The following is a 20035-nucleotide window of genomic DNA, read 5'->3' on the forward strand; positions in this document are numbered from 1 at the left end:
TCAGCCCCCCGGGGCAATCGGCAGGACAAAGAAGCACAAATGCGGCTTTGCCGGCCAAGGTCCCTTGTTAGGTACTGAATATTCCGTTGGTTTCCCGATTGCGCAGTATTTTCACAAACAAAAAATTTATTCAGGCCTTCCGGACGGCTAAATAGCCAAATAACCACATGATTTATCTGATAAAGGCGGAAGTTTTCTTCCGCTTTGTGGCGGCTTTACTGTGCTTGGGATCGCAAAAAGCCATTGACCACACCCCGGCAGGGCCTATAGGGTGAACAGTCCGCAACTGAGCATTAACATTTTTTATGCTGCATTAATGCATAAAAATGATGGAGGTGGACACATGGTTGAAGCCCATGACAACTGTGGTTTTGGCTTGATCGCCCACAAAGAAGGGCAAGCCAGTCACAGGCTGCTTCGCCTGGCCCTGCAGGGGCTTTCTCGCATGCAGCACCGTGGTGGTGTTGCCGCTGACGGCCGTACTGGTGACGGCTGTGGCCTGTTACTTTCCCTGCCGACAAAATTCTTTCGTGCTGTGGCCGAGGAAAACGGTTTCCGTTTGGCCAAGCGCTTTGCCGTGGGCATGGTCTTCCTGCCCCAAGACCCGGCCCGCGCCAAGGCCATCATCGCCGATGAGCTGGCCAAGGAGACCCTGACCATCGCCGGCTGGCGGCCGGTGCCGGTAGACGAGTCGGTGCTGGGCTATATCGCCCTGCACAGCAAACCCGTTATCGAACAGGTGCTGGTCAACGCCCCGCCCGGCTGGCGTAAGCGCGAGCTGGAGCGGCGCCTCTACATGGCCCGTCGCCGCGCCGAGAAGCGCCTGGAAGCCGAGCAGCAAGACGCTTACATGGCGTCCCTGTCCTGCGTGGTCATCGTCTATAAAGCCCTGACCCTGGCCGCCGATTTGCCCCGCTTTTATACCGATCTCACCGATCTGCGTATGGAAAGCACCATGTGTCTGTTCCACCAGCGCTTCTCCACCAACACCCTGCCGCGCTGGGAACTGGCTCAACCCTTCCGTTATCTGGCCCACAACGGCGAGATAAACACCATTTCTGGCAACCGCCACTGGGCCCGGGCCCGCAGCCACAAGTTCGCCTCACCGCTACTGCCGGATCTGCAAACGGCCAAGCCCTTTGTGTCGTCCAACGGCTCTGACTCCCAGGCCATGGACAACATGCTGGATCTGCTGCTCTCCGGCGGTATGGATCTGTTCCGGGCCATGCGTCTTATCATGCCGCCGGCCTGGGAACAGGACCCGGTAATGGCCGATGACGTGAAAGCCTTCTTCGAGTTCAACTCCATGCACATGGAGCCCTGGGACGGCCCAGCCGGTGTGGTGATGGCCGATGGCCGCTACGCCGCTTGCCAGTTGGACCGTAACGGCCTGCGCCCGGCGCGCTGGGTAGAGACCTCTGACGGCCTCATTACCCTTGCCTCGGAAGTGGGTATCTGGGATTACGCCGAAGACGAAGTCATCGCCAAGGGTCGGGTCGGACCCGGCCAGCTGCTGGCCGTGGACACCTTCAAGGGCCAGGTGTGGTTTAGTGATGCCATCGACCGGGACTTGGCAGGCCGCCATCCCTATCGTGAATGGCTGAGCGAAAACCACACCAAGCTGACCCCTTTTGAGGATTTGTCGGCCGCCCAGGCCGGTATTCGTGACCTTAGCGACGACCAGCTCAAGAAGGTCCAAAAATACTTTGGCCTGACCCGTGAAGAAATTCATGACGTGGTAGAAGTGTTGGGCCGCGACGGTAAGGAAGCGGTGGGCTCCATGGGTGACGACACCCCCCTGGCCGGTTTTTCCAAGACCTCGCGCAGCCTTTTTGATTACTTCCGCCAGCGCTTTGCCCAGGTGACCAACCCGCCTATCGATCCGCTGCGCGAAGCCTTCGTGATGTCGCTCACCACCTACATCGGTGCCGAGCAGAACGTCTTTTGCGAGACCTCAGGCCATGCCGAGCGGGTGCAGTTTAAATCGCCGGTGCTGCTCTATTCAGACCTTCGCCAATTGCTGGACAAAAAGGTCCACAAGACCCTGAGCCTCGCCTACCCCAAAGACGGCGACCTTAAAGAAGCCATTATCGAGCTCTGTGACGACGCCGAAAACGCGGTCAAAGACGGCGCGGTGCTGGTGTTGCTGTCGGACCGCCATATCCACGCCGATCAGTTGATGATCCCGGCGCCACTGGCGGTTGGAGCGGTGCAAGAGCGCCTGGTTGACCGCCACCTTAGAGCTAGCGCCAACCTCTTTATCGAGACCGGCAGTGTTCGCGACCCGCACCACTTCGCCGTGCTGCTGGGCCTGGGCGCCACCGCTGTCTACCCCTATCTGGCCTTTGAGTCTCTGGCGGCGCTGGTGGATGCCGGTATGCTGGATGACTCCTTGAAATCGGTCCTCATCAAATACCGTAACGGTATCAATGGTGGCCTCAAGAAAATTCTGTCCAAGATGGGCATCAGCACCATCGCCTCTTACCGGGGCGCGGCGCTCTTTGATGTGCTGGGCCTTGACGACGAGGTGTGCAAGCTGTGCTTCCCGGGGCTCAGAAGCCCCATCGGCGGCAAGACCTTTGCTGCCATCCAGCAGCAAAGCCTCGCCGTGCATAACCAAGCCTTTATGCCGGGACCACTGCCTTTAGGCGGCCTCTTGAAATTCCAGCCGGGCGGCGAGTATCACGCCTGGAACCCGGACGTGGTGCGCACCTTGCAAACCGCGGTGCGCAGCGACTCTTGGGAAGCCTGGCAACAATACGCCAAGGCCGTACATCAGGGCCGCGATGGTTTCCTTCGCGACAAGCTGAGCTTCAAGGCCAACACCAAGGCCATCGAGGTCGAGCAGGTGGAAGCGGCCGAGAAGCTGTTCCCGCGTATGGATACCGCGGCCATGTCCATCGGCGCCTTGTCGCCGGAGGCGCACATAGCCCTTGCCATTGCCATGAACCGCCTGGGTGGTCGTTCCAACTCCGGTGAAGGCGGCGAAGATCCCAAGCGCCGCCGTTCCGAGGGCCGCTCTAAAATTCGCCAGGTGGCCTCAGGCCGCTTCGGCGTGACCCCGGAATACCTGGCCACTGCCGAGGTTATCCAAATCAAGATGGCCCAGGGCGCCAAGCCCGGTGAGGGCGGCCAGTTGCCCGGCCACAAGGTGTCGGTAGAAATCGCCAAGTTGCGCCACTCCACTCCCGGCACCACTTTGATCTCGCCGCCGCCGCACCACGATATCTACTCTATCGAGGACTTGGCGCAGCTGATTTACGACCTTAAAACCGTCAACCCCGAGGCGTTGGTGTCGGTGAAATTGGTATCGAGCCAAGGCGTGGGCACCATTGCCTGCGGCGTGGCCAAGGCCGGCGCCGACCTTATCACCCTGTCCGGTTACGACGGTGGCACCGGCGCCAGCCCGCTGACATCGGTCAAATACGCCGGCGGCCCCTGGGAGCTGGGGCTGGTAGACGCCCACCACGCCTTGATAAAAGAAGGCCTGCGCGACCAGGTAATACTGCAAGTAGACGGCGGCTTTAAAACCGGCCAGGACGTAGTCAAGGCCGCCATCATGGGCGCCGACAGCTTCGGCTTCGGCACCGCTCCCATGGTGGCGCTGGGTTGCAAATACCTGCGCATCTGCCATCTGAACAACTGTGCCACCGGGGTAGCTACCCAGCACACCGTGCTGCGTGACAAGCATTTCCGTGGCCTACCCGAGCAGGTGGAGTCCTTCTTTACCCTGATGGCCCGCGAAATTCGCGAGCTGCTGGCAAGCCTTGGCGTGGCCAGCCTCGACGAGGCCAAAGGCCGCCTGGATCTTTTAGAATGCAGCGACAGCAACATCGGCAAGGTGCTGCTCAAACCCTTGCCGGCCCTGCCCGATTACGAGGTGGTGCTGCCGGTGCCCGAGCACAGCCTGAATGACAAAATTTTGGCCGAAGCTCAGCTCGACACCCCTTGGCTGGCTTACTACCCCATCAGCAACACCGACCGCACCGTACCGGCGACCCTGAGCGGGGCCATCGCTAAAACCTATGGTGACAGTGGCTGCCCGCAGCCCATTCGCCTGCAGTTCCGCGGCACCGCTGGCCAAAGCTTTGGCGCCTTCAGCCTGCCCGGCATGGAAGTACGGCTGGTGGGCGACGCCAACGACTACGTCGGTAAAGGCCTTGGCGGCGGCACCCTGGTGCTGAGCCCGCCTCCTGGCAGCCATTTTGTGGCCGCTGACACCCTGATCATGGGTAACACCTGCCTCTTTGGCGCTACCGGCGGCGAATGCTTTGCCGAAGGCCAGGCCGGTGAGCGGTTCGGGGTACGCAACTCCGGCGCCACCGCCGTTGTCGAAGGTGTAGGTGACCATGGCTGCGAGTACATGACCGCCGGTATGGTGGTGGTGCTGGGTAAAACCGGCCGCAACTTCGCCGCCGGTATGACCGGTGGCCTGGCCGTGGTGTTGGACCTGGACGACCGCGCCGTCAACAACGAGTTGGTGCAGTGGTGCCCGTTGAGCGCTCATAGCGACATAACCCAGCAGGTGCGCGCCCTTATCAAGCGCCACCAAAACCTTACCGGTTCGGTTCGCGCCGGTGAGCTGCTGGAAGATGCCGACTGGGCCCAACGCTTTACCTTGATCCATCCACAAGGCTGGCAGCCGCAACTGAGGGAGGCCGTATCGTGAAAGATCCCCTGCACTTTTTAAATTTCGAGCGCCAGACCGGCGAGGTAGTGCCGGCCAAGGAACGGGTCACTCAATTCAAGGAAGTTCAGGCTCAGCAAAACCAGCAGGTGCGTGAAGAGCAATCTTCACGCTGTCTGGACTGCGGCACCCCTTATTGCCAGTGGAAATGCCCGCTCCATAACGCTATTCCCCGCTGGCTGGAGCTGGCCGGTGAAGGCCGCATCATGGAAGCGGCGGAGCTGGCCCACCAGACCAACCCGCTGCCAGAAGTGTGCGGCAGGGTTTGCCCGCAGGACAGGCTCTGCGAGAGCGTTTGCACGCTGAACGACGAGTTCGGCGCTGTGACCATCGGCCAGGTGGAGCGCGACATCACCGACTTGGCCCTGGACGCTGGCTGGCGCCCCGACCTTTCTTATGTGGCCAAGACCGGCCACAAGGTGGCGGTAATAGGCGCGGGCCCGGCCGGTATCGGCTGCGCCGATTATCTGGTACGCGCCGGTGTGGCTGTCACCGTCTATGAAGCAGAGCCCGTTATCGGCGGCCTGCTCTCTACCGGTATCCCCGGCTTCAAGCTGGAAAAAGACATCATCACCCGCCGCTTTGAGGTGCTCAAGGACATGGGCGTGGAGTTTGTGTTGGGCACCAAAGTCGGCCAGGACATTAGCTTCAAGGAGCTGCTGGACGGCTATGACGCCGTGTTCCTGGGCCTGGGCGCCCCGCGAAGCGTCGATTCCGGCCTGGCTGGCAGCGACGCCGAGGGCTGCCTGGAAGCGGCTCATTACCTCTACGACCAGAACCTCAAATTGATGCAAGGCACCGAGCTGCACTTTGACCAGAAGGGCAAGCACGTGGTGGTCATCGGTGGTGGCGATACCGCCATGGATTGTTCCCGCACCGCCCTTCGCCAGGGCGCGGCCAGCGTCACCCTGCTCTATCGCCGAGACCGCGAGAACATGCCTGGCTCGCCCAAGGAAGTGCGTTTTGCCGAGGAAGAGGGCCTGCAATTTGCCTTTTGCCACCAGCCGCTGGAAGTGCTGGCCCAAGGCGGCAAAGTGGAGGGCATTCGCGTTCAGGAAACCCAACTGGGCGCCCCTGATGCCTCTGGCCGCCGCCGCCCTGAACCTGTGGCAGGCTCTGAGCGCGACCTCAAGGCTGACACCGTGGTGCTGGCCCTTGGCTTTCGCCCGCAGCTGCCGCCTTGGCTCTCGGAAGTGGGTGTAGTTGCCGACGAAGCGGGCCGCGTGCTGGCGCCGGACGGCAAGACCCTGCATCCGAAGATCTTCGCTGGCGGCGATATGGTGCTGGGGGCCGACCTGGTGGTGACCGCCATCGCCAACGGCCGCAAAGCCGCCATCGGCATTCTCGACAAACTCGGCCTCACGGCTGGGGTGACCGCAGCCTAAGGCTCGGGCTATCATTGGGGTTTTCCCCTCCGGTTAGGATGAACCCCAATGAAGCTCGGCATCATCGGCGCCATGGAACAGGAAGTGGCGCTTCTTAAAAGCCAGATCAGTAACCTCAGCACCGAAGTCGTCGCTGGCTGCGAAATTTACAGCGGCCAACTGGGCGGCGGTGAGGTGGTACTGATGCGCTCCGGTATCGGCAAGGTGGCAGCCGCCATCGCCACCACCATCCTGATTGAACGCTTCGCTCCCGAGGCCATCATCAACACCGGCTCTGCCGGCGGCTTCGACCCGACTCTGGAAGTGGGCGATGTGGTGATCTCCAGCGAAGTGCGCTACCACGACGTGGACGTGACCGCTTTTGGTTACGAGCTGGGCCAGGTGCCGCGCATGCCAGCTGCCTTCCAGGCTCACCCCACCCTGGTTTCCGTGGCTCAGGACGTGATTGGCGAAATGGCCAGCCACAAGGCCAAAACCGGCCTTATCACCACCGGTGACATTTTCATGTCCGATCCGGTGCGTGTTGAAGCCACCCGCAAGGCCTTCCCCACCATGATCGCCGTGGAAATGGAAGCGGCCGCCATCGCCCAAACCTGCCACCAGTTCGATGTGCCCTTCGTGGTTACCCGGGCCTTGTCCGACATCGCTGGTAAAGAATCCCCCATGTCTTTTGAAAGCTTCCTGGAAAAAGCCGCTACCCACTCCGCCGAGTTGGTCATGGCGCTGGTCGCCAAACTCAAAGACAGTGAACTGGCCTGAGTTAACCCTCCTTCTTGCCTGGCCGGCAGCCTTGGTGCTGCCGGCTTTGCCGTTTTGGCAGGCCATCTCGCGCCTGGCAGACCGGCTGGCAGCCAAGGTCAATAAAGGTGAACCCCGCCAGCGGCGCTTGGCCGGGGTGCTGGCTTTTATTCTGCTGTGGGGCAGCCTGGCGCTGCTGGCCGCGTTGCTGTTTTACAGCGCCGAGCTGCCGCTGGTGATCCAGGGCCTGGCCTTTTACCTTGCCTTTAGCGACCCTCGCCCGGCCAAGCTCAGCGCCGTCGAGTCCCTGGCCAAGGCCCCGGCCAGAGAGCTATTGGGCTCGGTGCTTAAGCGCAATTGCAGCCGCTACTCCCAAGAAGGGCTTTATAAAGCCGCTATCGAGGGGCGTTGGCGGGTAACCAAGGAGCGCCTGCTGCTGGTGGTGCTGCTGGCCTTTGGTGCCGGTCTGCCGGCCTTTTTGATCCGTGCCTGGTGGGTGATTAGCGATCGCTGGCACCCGGCACGTACCGGCTTTGGCGATTTTGGTAAGGCCTTGGTGCCCATCGCCTGGCTATGCCGGGCCCTCGGGGCGCCGCTCGCCCTTTTTTGGACCGTGCTGGCACTCAAACCTTCGGCGCTTTTTAGCCGGGAAAAGCCCCGGCAGATGGCGATGCTGGCCACCGCCCTTGGCTGCCAATTGGGAGGGCCGCTTCTTATCGGCGGCCATAAGATAAGCCGGGAGCGTGTTGGCCCAGGCCAGCCTGCCGATGCCGCAACATTAAGGCGTCTTCGTATCCTGGCCATGGGCGGCGAGAGCGCCACCTTCCTGCTGGTGGCCCTGGCCTTGGTGCTGGTGCATTAACGGCGCCTTTTGCTAAGCTTCGACACTCGGCCAGCGCAATGAAATCAAAGGAAAAAGTGTGGAACTGACCCTCACCACCCCGGCGGTGCTCTTCCCTGCCATCTCGTTGCTGCTGCTGGCATACACCAACCGGTTTTTGCACCTGGCCAATCTTATCCGCCAGATGCACGCCACGGAACTTAGCCCTCGCGTTCGCCGTCAAATCGCCAACCTGCGCCGCCGGGTCATTCTTATTCGCTACATGCAAGAAGCCGGAGTGCTGAGTTTTCTGCTGTGCGTGCTGACCATGCTGGCCTTGTATGTAGGTTCGCCCACTCTGGCCTGGTGGCTGTTCGGGCTGTCGCTGCTGCTTTTGGGGATCTCCCTTTGCCTGTCGGTGGTAGAGATCCGCATCTCGGTCAAAGCCCTGGACATCCACCTGGACGAGATGGGCTGACTTGGCGAGGCAACGGGGGTCTGGCAAACTCCGCATTTGTCATAGTAAAGAGACCCCTGAATGAGAGCGCTGTACCTGCTTATCTTGCTTTTCTGCCTGCCGGCCTTCGCCGATGAAGATGCGCTGCTGCTGGCCAGAAAGTACATGCAGGCCTACACCGCCATGGATTACGGCGAATTAGAGCAGTTCTACCACTTCGACGCCGTGTTCCAAGACCCCAGCGCCTCGGTGCAAGGCAACAGCCAGAACATCGCCGGGCGCACCGCCATCCTCGAATTTTTGAAAAAAGCCGAACAAGGGGTGGCCCAGATCCGCTTTGTGGAGAACAACCACATGGTCGTTGGCAACTGGGTCATTTTGATGGGGGAATACCACTATCTGGTCTCTGGCCCCCAGTTTGGGCTTGGGCCACAACCGGTGTGGATAGTGGTTAAAGGTATTACCGAGTTACAGGTGGATACCGGCGCCGGCCAAATCCGCATTCATCGCGACATGTTGGACTACGAATCGGTCCCCTCTCAGCTGCAATAATCCTTCATAGACAGGCATTTAATCTGCATAAATCGTTTACCCCTGCCTTTTCAGTCCGTATGCTGAAATGGATGAAGGGGGACCTTTATGCACCAGGTTATACAAGACGCCGTCAAGGCCCATGGGTTACCTGAGCAGTTCCAGGAAACCGTTACCCAGCACTACCTGCCCCTGGCAGAAAAAATCATTGCCCGCAGCCAGTGGAGCCCGGCGCCGCTGGTGGTAGGGGTGACCGGTGCTCAGGGCACCGGTAAATCGACCCTGGCCGACTTTCTGGCCATCTTGCTAAGGGAAATGGCCGCCTTTAAGGTGGCGGTTATCTCTCTGGACGACCTGTACCTGACCCGCGCCGAGCGCCTGGCCCTGGGCGATACCGTGCACCCGCTGTTAAAAACCCGCGGCGTACCCGGTACCCACGATGTGGCCCTGGGCGAAGCGGTACTGGACGCCTTAGCCACCGCTTCCGACCAGCAACACACCGCCCTGCCCCGCTTTGACAAAGCCGTTGACGACCGCGCCCCCCAAAGCCAGTGGCCGCACATCACCGGCCGCCCCGATGTGGTTATTCTTGAAGGCTGGTGCCTGGGCGCCGGCGCCCAGGACGACAGTGCCCTGGCGCAACCCGCCAATAGCCTTGAAGCCAGCGAAGACAAAGATGGCGCCTGGCGCCAATACGTCAATGACCAGCTCAAAGGGCCGTACCGGCGCTTTTTCGACCGGGTGCAATACCAGATTTTTATGCAGGCGCCGTCCATGGACGCGGTGCTGGCCTGGCGCCAAAAACAGGAGCACAAGCTCAAGGCCCGGGTCGGCGATGGCCCCGGCATCATGAGCGATGCCCAAATCGCCCGTTTTATTCAGCATTACGAGCGCCTGACCCGCCATTTGCTGGCCGAACACCCGCGCAACACCTTGGTCAGGTTCGAGCTGGACGACAACCACAGCATCAAGGCGGTGCACCATGCCTGAGTGGGTGGTAGTAACCGACCTCGATGGCACCTTGCTGGACCATCACAACTACAGCTGGGCACCGGCCCAACCAGCCCTGGACCGCCTGGCCGAGCTTGGTATCCCGGTGGTGCTCAATTCTTCCAAGACCCGCAGCGAAATTCGTGAGTTGCAAAGCCAGCTTGGGCTAAGCGGCCCCTTTATCGCCGAAAACGGCGCCATACTGGATTGGGGCGATGGCCAGGTTGAAGGTTTTGCCGAGCCGCGCCAGCATCTACTGACGGTGCTGGGCCAGCTGCGCCAGCAAGGTTTTGCCTTTGAGGGCTTTGCCGATTGGAGTGCCCAGCAAATTGCCGCCAAAACCGGCTTGAGCCATCACGGCGCCTTACTGGCCGGGGACAGGGAATTTACCGAGCCACTGGAGTGGCAAGGGGATGAGAGCAGCAAGTGGGCCTTCGAGCAGGCCCTGGCCGGGCATCAGCTTCAAGCCCAGCAGGGTGGGCGCTTTTTTACAGTGATGGGCCAGTATTCCAAGGCCGCCGCCTTTGACGCCCTGCGCCGCCATTACCCGGGCGCCCGGCTGATCGCCCTGGGCGACAGCCCCAACGACGGCCCCATGCTGGACGCTGCCGATATCGCCGTGGTTATCCAATCGGCCCGCAGCGACCAGCTCCAGCCCAAGGGCCCCACCATCAGGACAACGGCGCCCGGCCCCAGCGGCTGGAACCAAGCCATACAGGACATTCTTAATCACAGGAGCTAAGCATGGCGGATTTTCACCAGAACGGGACCATCGCGACGCTGCACAACCTCACCCGCAGACCGGTAGAAGATCTGGAAAAGGAGTTGATGCGCTTTCGCCGCTATAGGCCCATGAGCCTGGTGCTGCCTTCCCTTTATTCGGAACTGCAATCACCGGCCCTGGCCGGGATCCTCGATGAGCTGGAAAAGGTGCCCTATTTGTCGGAGATCATCATTGGCCTGGACAGGGCCAATGAGGACGAATACCGCCACGCCCTGAAATACTTCTCGCGGCTGCCGCAATTTCACCGGGTGCTGTGGAACGACGGCCCCCGCCTTCGGGAAATAGACAAACTGCTGGCCAGCCACGACCTTGCTCCCAAGGAAATGGGCAAAGGCCGTAATGTCTGGTACTGCCTGGGGTACATGCTGGCCAGCGGCAAGGGCCAGACCGTGGCCCTGCACGACTGCGACATCCTCACCTACGAGCGTGGCCTGCTGGCAAGGCTGTTCTACCCGGTAGCCAACCCGGTGTTCAACTACAACTTCGCCAAGGGCTATTACGCCCGCTGCGCCGGCGGCAAGCTCCATGGCCGGGTCAACCGGCTGCTGGTGACTCCTCTTATCCGCAGCATGCAAAAGGTGTGTGGCTACAGCGAATACCTCAACTACATGGACGGCTTTCGCTACTCCCTGGCCGGGGAGTTTTCCATGCGTAAAGACTTGGTGGCGCACCTGCACATCCCCAGCGACTGGGGCCTGGAGATTGGCGTGCTCTCGGAGATGTTCCGAAGCTACGCCACCCAGCGCATCTGCCAGGTGGATATCAGCGACAACTACGACCACAAGCACCAGGACTTGAGCGCCGACGACGCCAATCAGGGCCTGTCGAAAATGAGCACCGACATCGCCAAGGCCTTCTTTCGCAAGCTGGCCACCAACGGCGAGATCTTCAGTACCGAGAAAATTCGCACCATCAAGGCCACCTATTACCGCATCGCCCTGGATTTCATCGACATCTTCAACGACGACGCCATGATCAATGGCCTCCAATACGACAGGCACAAGGAAGAACAGGCGGTGGAGCTGTTTGCCCAGAACATCGTCGATGCCGGCACCGGCTTTTTGGCCAACCCCATGGAAACCCCCTTCATGCCCAGTTGGAGCCGGGTGATCAGCGCCGTACCCAATATCCTCGATGACTTGAAATCCGCCGTAGAAGAAGACACCAAAGCCTATTTAGGAGCCTGAGCCATGGACACCCCGCTAACGCGCAAGTTATTGGCCCATTTAAGGGTGATTTACCCCGAGGCCGACAACGGCCCGCTGGTGGAGCAGCTCATTGCCACCATGGCGCTGGACCCGGCCTCTCAGGCGCCCCCTACCCACAGAAACCTGTGGAACCAGAACGATGTGTTACTGATCACCTACGGCAACTCGGTGGTAGACGAAGGGGAAAAGCCCCTGGTCACCCTCAACAAGCTGCTGACCAACGAGCTGGACGATTGCCTGTCGGCGGTGCATATCCTGCCCTTTTTTCCCTACAGCTCGGACGACGGCTTCTCGGTTATCGACTATGTGTCGGTCAACGAAAGCCTGGGGGACTGGGGCCATGTCAGCACCATTGCCAAGCGCAAGCACCTGATGGCGGATTTGGTTATCAACCATATGTCGAGCCGCAGCGCCTGGTTCGAGAACTTCAAACGCCGCCGCGACCCGGGCAAGGATTATTTCAAAGAAGCGAGCCTGGAAGACGACTTGAGCCAGGTGGTCAGGCCCCGCTCCAGCCCGCTACTCACCCCGGTGCAAACCGACGACGGCGAGCGCATGGTGTGGTGTACCTTCAGCCCAGACCAGGTGGATTTGGACTTTGGTAACCCCCAGGTGCTGGTGGAGTTCGTGCGCATCATCCACTTTTATCTCGAACAAGGGGTGCGCATTTTCCGCCTCGATGCGGTGGCCTACCTGTGGAAGGTGCCGGGCACCAGCTGCATTCACCTGCAGCAGACCCATGAAGTGGTCAAACTGATGCGCACCCTCATCGAGCATGGCTACCCCAACGCGGTGATCATCACCGAGACCAACGTGCCAAACCGGGAGAACCTCACCTACTTTGGTAACGCCAACGAAGCCCACGTTATCTACAACTTCTCGCTGCCGCCGCTGCTGGTGCACTGCCTGCTCTCGGGCAGTTGCCGGCACTTAAAAACCTGGGCCATGAGCATGCCGCCGGCCCAAAACGGCACGGCCTACCTGAACTTTATCGCCAGCCACGACGGCATCGGCCTGCGCCCGGCCGAAGATCTGCTGAGCGAGGAAGAGCTGGCCGAGTTTATCGGCACCATCAGCCGCTCCGGCGGCATGGTCAGTTACCGGCGTAAAGGCGACGAAGACAAACCCTACGAGCTGAATGTCAGCCTCTGGGACGCCCTCAAAGACACCGTAGACGGCGGCAAGAGCCACCAGCAACTGGCCCGCTTTTTGTGCGCCCACACCATCATGCTGGGCCTCGAAGGCATACCGGCCTTTTATATCCACAGCCTCTTTGCCACCGAGAACGACACCCAGAAGGTGGCGCTCACCTCCCGTAACCGCTCCATTAACCGCCATACCTGGAGCCTGGAGGCGCTGCGCACCGCATTGAGTAACGGCAGCCACCACCAGCAGGCTTATGAGGCGCTGCGCCACCTTATTCAGACTCGCCGCGCCCAGCCCGCCTTTCACCCCAACGCCACCCAGTTCACCTTGCACCTGGGGCTGGAGGTATTCGGGTTCTGGCGCCAGAGCCTGGACCGAAGCCAAAGCATCTTTGCCATCCATAACGTCTCCAGCGAAGTGCAGCAGGTGGCGCTTTCCACCATCAACCTGGTGAGTACCGATTTGTGGTTCGATCTCATCACCGGCCGCCATTTCAACGACCCCCACGCCGAGCTGACCTTGCAGCCCTACGAGTGCCTGTGGCTCAGTAACCGGAATTTTTGCGGCCAGGAAGCGCCGCTCGAAGACTAAAAAGCCCGCCGAATGGCGGGCTTTTTCAGGGCTTAGACTTCGGCGCCAACCGCCTTGTCGGCGGTCATGGCCACAAAACGCTGGTAGAGCTCGGGGGTGGAGAGCAGCCAGGCCCTTTCTTTGTTGTCCATAAAGGAGAAGGCTTCGAGGGGGTCGGTGGTGTCGGAAAGCTTGGTAAACACCAAGGCGTCCTGGCCTTTAACCACCCCGGCCTTACGGGGCGCGACCGCATCAATGAGCGGCAGGCGGCGGCGCGCCATCACCGGATCGGTAGCCAAGGTTTCCAATGTCGGGGCCTTGGCCAGCCGCTCCTCGTAATAAGGCAGGGTTTGGTCCAGCGCCTTCTCGATGGCGGGCGCCTCTGCCTCTTCGGGAATACGCAGCCAGCCGCGCTCGGCAAAGTACTCACCCAGCTTGGCCGAGGCGGTGTAGTAGGACAGCGGCACCGCCAGCAACATGCCGAGGATGGCCGGGGACAACCAGGCCAGCAACTGCCAGGAGTTGTACCAGGCGGCCAAGCCTAAAATCACTCCTGCCGCCACATGGCTGCGGTGGCGGCGCCACACATCGCCCCAGGGTAGGCTGCCATCATCCCGGCGCTGAGGGTTCCAGCCGCTGTCGGCGCCCAAGAACACCGACATCACGGCGCCGGAGTGGATGAGCATCATCACCGGGGCGATCAGCGCCGAGAGAATGACCTCCAAAAAGAAGCTCTTGATAAGGCTCCAGGCGCCGCCACTTTCCTGGCGAAGGCTTTTATCAGAAAGCCCCAAAGCCAGCCCCATCAGCTTGGGCGCAAAGAGTACCAGCATGGTCACCGCAAACAGCCACAGCGCCCGTTCGGAGTCCAGCACCGGCCAGGCGGGGAACAGCGAGAAGGTGTCGGGGAAGTATTCGGGGCGGATAAACTGCGCCTGCAGGGCCAGGGCGAAACCGGCCAGTACCAACAGCAGCCACAGCGGCGAGCTCAGGTAAGACATGATGCCGGTCACCATGTGCATGCGGCTTACCCAGCTAAGGCCACGGGTGGGCAGCACCTTGGCGTGTTGCAGGTTACCCTGGCACCAGCGCCGATCACGCACCGCCATATCAATCAGCGACGGCGGGCTCTCTTCATAGGAGCCATCCAGATCCCAGGCGATATCCACCACCCAACCGGCGCGGCGCAGCAAGGCGGCTTCCACAAAATCGTGGCTGAGGATATGGCCGCCAAAAGGCGCCTTGCCGGGTAGCTCAGGCAAACCGGCACATTCCATAAAGGCGCTGGTACGGATAATGGCGTTGTGGCCCCAGAAGTTGCCGTCTCGGTCAACCCACCAGGCAAGGCCGGTGCCGACGATGGGCCCGTAGATACGGGTGGCAAACTGCTGGACCCTCGCCACCAAGGTGGTGCCGCGAATAAGGCGCGGAATGGTCTGGATAAGGCCGGCATCAGGGTTGGCCTCCATGCGCCGGGCCAGTTGAATGAGGGTGTCGGGCGCAATAAGGCTATCGGCGTCCAGCACCAGCATATGGTCGTAATGGCGCCCCCAGCGGCGGCAAAAATCGGCGACATTACCGGCCTTACGGGCCAGGTTTTCGCGGCGGCGCCGGTAGAAGATGCGGGCCTTGTCGCCCAAACGCTCACGGATGGCCAGCAGCGCTTCTTCTTCTTGGAGCATCACCTCGGGGTTGGTGGTGTCGGCGATGATAAACCAGTCAAAGGCCTCGCCTTCCCCGGCCTCGATAATGCCGCTTGCCATGGCTTCGATAGCCGCGAAGATCCTGGCCGGATCTTCGTTGTAGGTGGGCATTAGCACCACCGTCTTTTTGGTGAGCGGCGCCGTTTGCCACTGGGGCTTGGGGCCAAAACGCAGGGCGTAAAAGCCGGCCAGGCCAGTGCTGCAAGCCAAGGCTATCCAGCAAAAGGTCATGGCAAAGAGCACCATGACGATGTACTCGGGCCAGGTTATCTTCCCGGCGGCAAACACCATCCACATCTCATAGACAGCGTAGGCCGACAGCGCCAAGGCGCTGCCCACCACCAACAGCCGCCGCCACCAGCGGGATTTGACGGCTTTGGGGTCAACCGGGGTACGGCGGTAAACGGATTTGAGGTCCTGGGGCGGCATCAAGCCGGCCAGTTCCTCGGGAGTCCCAGTACTCATGAGCCACTCACCCAGCGATACAACCAGGTTTCGGCTTGCCGGCCGTCTTCAAATTTGAGCTCCATGCGCAGCTCTGCGAGCTTGGCATCGCCGGGGTGCAGCTTAAAGCTCACCCGGTAGCCCTGCACCTTGGGATTGGGCACCACGGTGACGTCGCTGATATTACCGGCCGAGGCGGTTACGACCGCTTTGGGCGGGGTGGCAGAGGGCGGCTGGGTGTCCTGGTAGTCCACCACGTAGAGGCGATCTGGAGTCGGGCCCTTGATGTCGCCGCGGCCAGAGGCGGTTTCCACCACTCGCACCGCACGGGACAGCGGTTCGGTGCCCCAGCTCAAGCGGTAGGAGAAGCTGTACTCGGAGCCGGCCTTGAGCACTTCTTTGGGGTTCCAGAAGGCGATGATGTTGTCGTGGATCTCTGACTGGCTGGGGATCTCAATCAGGTTGACCGAGCCCTTGCCCCAGTTGCCCACCGGCTCAACCCACAGGCTCGGGCGCTTTTCAAAATGGGCGTCGAGATCCTGGTAGTCGTTGAAGTCGCGGTCGCGCTGCATCAGTCCAAAGCCCATGGGAGCGGTGTCTTCAAAGGCGCTCAGCTGCAAACTGGTGGGGTTAGACAGCGGCCGCCACAGGCGCTCGCCTTTGCCGTTCAAAATCAGCAGGCCATCGGAGTCGTGTACCTGGGGGCGATAATCGTCGGCGCGGCGGCGGTCGTTCATGGAGAACATGTACATGCTGGACGCCGGTGCCAGGCCCACCTTGGTGAGATCGGTACGGGGGAATACCACCGCTTCTACGTCCATCACGGTGTTCTCGCCGGGGCGGATGGTAAAGCGGTAGGCGCCGGTGGCGCTGGGGCTGTCCAAAAGGGCGTAAACCAGGATGGAGTTGCTTTCCTTGGAGGGCTTTTCAATCCAGAAGGCGCGAAAAGCCGGGAACTCCTCACCTTGAGGGTCGGCGGTCTTGATGGCAAGGCCACGGGCAGACAAGCCATAGTTCTGGCCTTTGCCCAGGGAGCGGAAGTTGCTGGCGCCTTGGAATACCGCCACTTCGTCGTAATAACCGGTGGCAAAAGGTGCGTGCAGGCGCAGCCCGGAGAAACCGATGTCTTGATTAGGCAGCGGCTTGGTCATGGCCTTGCCGGTGGTGAACATGGTCGGGTCAAAGGCCAGGTGCTTGGCTTCGCCGTTATTGACGATGGCCACTTCGACCGGATCTTTGAAATACAACCCGCGCAGGAACAGCTGCATCTGGTAAGGCAGCCCTTCTTTGGCCCAAATGGCCTTGTTGGGGTCGAAATGAATATCGCTGTATTCGTCGTAAGAGAGGTCGTCAAGGACGTCAGGCAGGGGTTTGTCCGCAGCCTTAAAAGGCTTTTTAGCCAGTTGCCGGGCCAGTTCGACCACGGTGTCACGGCTAAAGGGGCCGTCTTTGGTGTAAGTGGCCACTTCGGGGGCATCAGCCGCCATGGCTCTAGCCATCAGGCAAAGTGGCAACAGCAGCAGCGCGGCTATTCTTAGAGTTGGTCGGTTCACCCTTCCTCCTTGGCCCAAAGGGCCCGTAAGACCAAACGGTAATCTTTCCATGCCCCCAATAAACTCATGCTGTATAAGCACATGGAGAAATTACCGAACTGGATCACAACAGCTTGTTATAGAAACGTTTTCGTAAAAAATCTTCTTTTTATGAAGGGAATCGGCGTGTTAATGGCTAGACACAAGTTTTTCACAAAAAAGGAGTTTGCCCATGATCTTGGACACCCACACCGCTTCCCCCAGCCTGACCCTGTCGGCCAAGCTGCCTGAGTGGATCATACCGTTAGTGGACTGGCAAAAGCACTATCAGGACGATAATGAAAAAATGCGTCTTGCCATACAACTGGCTAAAGAAAATGTGGCAAGGGGGACCGGTGGCCCGTTCGGCGCCGCCATTTTCAGCGAACAGGACGGGCGATTGCTGGGCGTTGGGGTCAATGCGGTGGTGGCCAACCACAACTCCTGCCTGCACGGGGAAGTGACCGCCATCATGATGGCCCAGCACCAATTGCAGGCCTTTTCCCTCAAATCGGTGCCCTGCGCCCTCTTTACCTCATGCGAGCCTTGCGCCATGTGCCTGGGTGCCACTTTGTGGAGTGGCGTGCAGCGACTGGTGTGCGCCGCCAGCGGCGACGACGCCCGGGCCATCGGCTTTGATGAGGGCCCGGTGTTTTACGAGTCTTACCACTATCTGGAAAAGGCCGGCGTCAAGGTAGAACGTGGCCTATTACGTACTGATGCAAAAGGAGTTTTAGACAATTACCAGCGCGATGGCGGCCCCATTTACAACCCCTGACCCTGTATAAAAATACTGTTGGATAGTGACCCGTCAGCGGTATCAAAAGAGCGATCGCGATCACTACAGAATTGAAACATTTGTGAAATGGTGAAGCCCCCCTGTGCCCCAGATAAGGCAGTCGGTAAAAGCACAGGACAACAACAATGCAGAGGACGACTCACCATGAAAGTATCGCAAGTGTCTTTGCGCCTGGCCCCCGTAGCCCTGGCTCTTTGTTCTGTTTTGGCTCCCTCGGTCAGCGCCGCCAAAGGCATGACCCCGCCCTTCCTAGATGACAGCAACGACCAAACCGCGACCCGCTATATCGTCAAGTTCAAGGAGCGGGGCAACATGAGCCTGCAGGCCATGAACGCCCTGGAGCGCAAAAGCCGCGCCCTGGAAAACGCCAACCTGGTAACCAAGGCCGGCGGTAAGGTCCGTAACCGCCTGGAGCGCTTCAACGCCATTGGTGCCACCCTCACCACCGCCGAATTCCGTAAGCTCAAAGCCGACCCTGATGTCGACTACATCGAGCCCGACCCTATTCGTAAGCCCATGTCCACCACCCTTGGCGAAATTTTGCCCTGGGGTATCAGCAAAGTGCAGGCCGCCGGCACCCTGGGCGCCAACGCGCCGTCCGGCAAGAAGGTGTGCATCATGGACACCGGCTTTGCCCTGGGCCATCCCGATTTGACCACCAGCAATGTCAGCGGTGAAGGCAACAGCGGCACCGGTGTGTGGAGCTCCCCCGGCGTTAGCCACGGCACCCACGTTGCCGGCACCATCGCCGGTATCGGCGGTAATGGTGAAGGGGTGGTGGGGATCTTCCCGAACCAGCAGGTTGACCTCTACATCGTCAAAGTCTTCGACAACAACGGCAACTGGCCTACCGCCTCTGATCTGGTGGATGCCGCCGAGGCCTGTGCCGACGCCGGCGCCTCCGTTATCAACATGAGCCTGGGTGGCGGCGGTTCGTCCACCACCGAGTCCAACGCCTTCAGCCAGTTGCTGAGTAACGGCGTGCTCTCTATCGCTGCTGCCGGTAACGACGGCGACAATTCCCTGTCCTACCCCGCCTCCTACAACTCGGTGGTGTCGGTAGCGGCGGTGGATAACAACGAAGACTGGGCCTATTTCTCCCAGTACAACAACCAGGTCGAACTGGCTGCCCCCGGTGTGGCGGTGCGCTCCACCGTTATCCCCGGTGACGGCCGCGAAGCCCAAATCACCGTCGGCGGCACCAGCTACGCCGACCAGGGCGTGGTGCCGCATCAGCGCTACACCATCAGTGGCAGCAGCTATGTGTCCAACGACATCAACGGTTCGGTCACCGCCGACCTGGCGGCCTGTACCACCACCGGCTCCAGCGCCAGCTGCAGCGGCGCCAGCGGTAAAATCTGCGTGGTGGAGCGTACCGCCAACGAAACCGTCAGCACCTACCCCGAAGGGGATGCTGCCCAGGCTTGTGCCAGCGCCGGCGGCGTCGGTGCCATCATCTACTCCAAGTCGTCCCTGCCTGGCCTGGAAGCGCCTTACCTGATTGATTCCACCGGTAATGCCGACTTCCCCACCGCCTCGGTTGACCGTGCCACCGGCCTGGCCCTGGCCGCCAAAGCCGGCCAGAGCGCCACCCTGACCGTGTCTGGCGGCCAGGATTACGACTACTACAACGGCACCTCCATGGCCACCCCGCACGTTGCCGGTGTTGCCGCCCTGGTGTGGAGCTACTTCCCGAGCTGCTCCGCCACCGAGATCCGCTCCGCCCTTGACGCCACCGCCAAGGACCTTGGCTCCAGCGGCCGCGACAACTACTACGGCTACGGCCTGGTGCAAGCCCAGGACGCCGTTGACTACCTGACCGAATACGGCTGCGCTGGCGGTAGCGATGGTGGCGACGGCGGCGATGGCGACACCGGTGGCTTTACCGAAAGCAACCTGTCTGCCACCCGCAACAACTGGCTGTACTACCCGGTTGAGATTGCTGCCGGCACCACCAGCCTGGACGTGTCCATCAGCGGTGGCAGCGGCGATGCCGACCTGTACCTGCGCCAAGGCTCCCAGCCCACCACCACCAGCTACAGCTGCCGCCCTTACCTGAGCGGTAACAACGAAAGCTGCTCTATCAGCTCTCCTGCTGCCGGCACCTGGTATATCGGTATCCGGGCCTACCGCACCTTCAGCGGTGTCACCCTGACCGCCAGCTACCAGTAACAAAAAAGCCCCTCGCTTAAGGGGCTTATC

At 60.7% G+C, this 20035-nt stretch carries 14 protein-coding genes; 12 read left to right on the top strand and 2 right to left on the bottom strand.

From position 1 onward, the window contains the following. Positions 1 to 343: 343 nt before the first annotated feature. The 10 genes from gltB to EDC28_RS00640 all read left to right on the top strand — a co-directional run bounded on the left by gltB (position 344) and on the right by EDC28_RS00640 (position 13337). Entirely contained in the window at positions 344 to 4669 is a 4326-nt protein-coding gene (gltB, locus tag EDC28_RS00595) for a glutamate synthase large subunit (protein ID WP_244946517.1), read from the top strand. Then, positions 4663 to 6072, top strand: a complete 1410-nt coding sequence (locus EDC28_RS00600; protein ID WP_211355713.1) for a glutamate synthase subunit beta — start codon at positions 4663 to 4665, stop codon at positions 6070 to 6072. The genes gltB and EDC28_RS00600 overlap by 7 nt, the downstream gene beginning before the upstream one ends. A 48-nt stretch (positions 6073 to 6120) precedes the next feature. Beyond that, entirely contained in the window at positions 6121 to 6831 is a 711-nt protein-coding gene (gene mtnN / locus EDC28_RS00605) for a 5'-methylthioadenosine/S-adenosylhomocysteine nucleosidase (protein WP_050657723.1), read from the top strand. Between the two features lie 34 nt (positions 6832 to 6865). Continuing rightward, the gene (locus EDC28_RS00610) at positions 6866 to 7672 is read left to right on the top strand and encodes a CobD/CbiB family protein (RefSeq protein ID WP_211355706.1); all 807 of its coding nucleotides are present in this window, start codon (positions 6866 to 6868) and stop codon (positions 7670 to 7672) included. A 58-nt stretch (positions 7673 to 7730) separates the two neighbouring features. Continuing rightward, positions 7731 to 8108: a DUF2721 domain-containing protein gene (locus EDC28_RS00615; RefSeq protein WP_123420322.1), complete on the top strand. Its 378-nt coding sequence runs from the start codon at positions 7731 to 7733 to the stop codon at positions 8106 to 8108. Between the two features lie 60 nt (positions 8109 to 8168). After that, positions 8169 to 8639, top strand: coding sequence for a nuclear transport factor 2 family protein (locus tag EDC28_RS00620; RefSeq protein WP_050657726.1), 471 nt, complete (start codon positions 8169 to 8171; stop codon positions 8637 to 8639). Positions 8640 to 8726: 87 nt separating this feature from the next. Further along, on the top strand, positions 8727 to 9608 hold the full coding sequence (locus EDC28_RS00625) for a kinase (protein ID WP_050657727.1): 882 nt from the start codon (positions 8727 to 8729) through the stop codon (positions 9606 to 9608). Then, positions 9601 to 10350 (top strand): HAD-IIB family hydrolase, encoded by a 750-nt coding sequence (locus EDC28_RS00630; RefSeq protein WP_123420323.1) that lies wholly within the window; start codon positions 9601 to 9603, stop codon positions 10348 to 10350. The genes EDC28_RS00625 and EDC28_RS00630 overlap by 8 nt, the downstream gene beginning before the upstream one ends. Before the next feature lie 2 nt (positions 10351 to 10352). Further along, complete coding sequence (locus EDC28_RS00635; protein WP_123420324.1) at positions 10353 to 11579, top strand: glycosyltransferase family protein; 1227 nt, start codon at positions 10353 to 10355, stop codon at positions 11577 to 11579. Positions 11580 to 11582: 3 nt separating this feature from the next. Further along, entirely contained in the window at positions 11583 to 13337 is a 1755-nt protein-coding gene (locus EDC28_RS00640) for a sugar phosphorylase (RefSeq protein ID WP_123420325.1), read from the top strand. A gap of 32 nt (positions 13338 to 13369) precedes the next feature. On the opposite strand, the gene mdoH is transcribed toward EDC28_RS00640, so the two are convergent. Next, positions 13370 to 15484: a glucans biosynthesis glucosyltransferase MdoH gene (mdoH, locus tag EDC28_RS00645; RefSeq protein ID WP_050657731.1), complete on the bottom strand. Its 2115-nt coding sequence runs from the start codon at positions 15482 to 15484 to the stop codon at positions 13370 to 13372. Then, positions 15481 to 17016, bottom strand: a complete 1536-nt coding sequence (locus tag EDC28_RS00650; protein WP_336391474.1) for an OpgD/OpgG family glucan biosynthesis protein — start codon at positions 17014 to 17016, stop codon at positions 15481 to 15483. The genes mdoH and EDC28_RS00650 overlap by 4 nt, the downstream gene beginning before the upstream one ends. 211 nt (positions 17017 to 17227) lie before the next feature. Between EDC28_RS00650 and EDC28_RS00655 the strand changes: the two genes are divergently transcribed. Next, positions 17228 to 17812, top strand: coding sequence for a nucleoside deaminase (locus EDC28_RS00655; RefSeq protein WP_050657733.1), 585 nt, complete (start codon positions 17228 to 17230; stop codon positions 17810 to 17812). 165 nt (positions 17813 to 17977) lie between these two features. Next, entirely contained in the window at positions 17978 to 20005 is a 2028-nt protein-coding gene (locus EDC28_RS20385) for a S8 family serine peptidase (protein WP_123420326.1), read from the top strand. The last annotated feature ends 30 nt before the right edge of the window (positions 20006 to 20035 follow it).

This window comes from Gallaecimonas pentaromativorans, assembly GCF_003751625.1.
GTDB lineage: Bacteria > Pseudomonadota > Gammaproteobacteria > Enterobacterales > Gallaecimonadaceae > Gallaecimonas > Gallaecimonas pentaromativorans.

Coding starts and splice junctions, on each gene's coding strand:
- gltB (WP_244946517.1), top strand. CDS start 344: ATGGTTGAAGCCCATGACAACTGTGGTTTTGGCTTGATCGCCCACAAA.
- mtnN (WP_050657723.1), top strand. CDS start 6,121: ATGAAGCTCGGCATCATCGGCGCCATGGAACAGGAAGTGGCGCTTCTT.
- EDC28_RS00620 (WP_050657726.1), top strand. CDS start 8,169: ATGAGAGCGCTGTACCTGCTTATCTTGCTTTTCTGCCTGCCGGCCTTC.
- EDC28_RS00625 (WP_050657727.1), top strand. CDS start 8,727: ATGCACCAGGTTATACAAGACGCCGTCAAGGCCCATGGGTTACCTGAG.
- EDC28_RS00630 (WP_123420323.1), top strand. CDS start 9,601: ATGCCTGAGTGGGTGGTAGTAACCGACCTCGATGGCACCTTGCTGGAC.
- EDC28_RS00635 (WP_123420324.1), top strand. CDS start 10,353: ATGGCGGATTTTCACCAGAACGGGACCATCGCGACGCTGCACAACCTC.
- EDC28_RS00640 (WP_123420325.1), top strand. CDS start 11,583: ATGGACACCCCGCTAACGCGCAAGTTATTGGCCCATTTAAGGGTGATT.
- mdoH (WP_050657731.1), bottom strand. CDS start 15,484: ATGAGTACTGGGACTCCCGAGGAACTGGCCGGCTTGATGCCGCCCCAG.
- EDC28_RS00655 (WP_050657733.1), top strand. CDS start 17,228: ATGATCTTGGACACCCACACCGCTTCCCCCAGCCTGACCCTGTCGGCC.
- EDC28_RS20385 (WP_123420326.1), top strand. CDS start 17,978: ATGAAAGTATCGCAAGTGTCTTTGCGCCTGGCCCCCGTAGCCCTGGCT.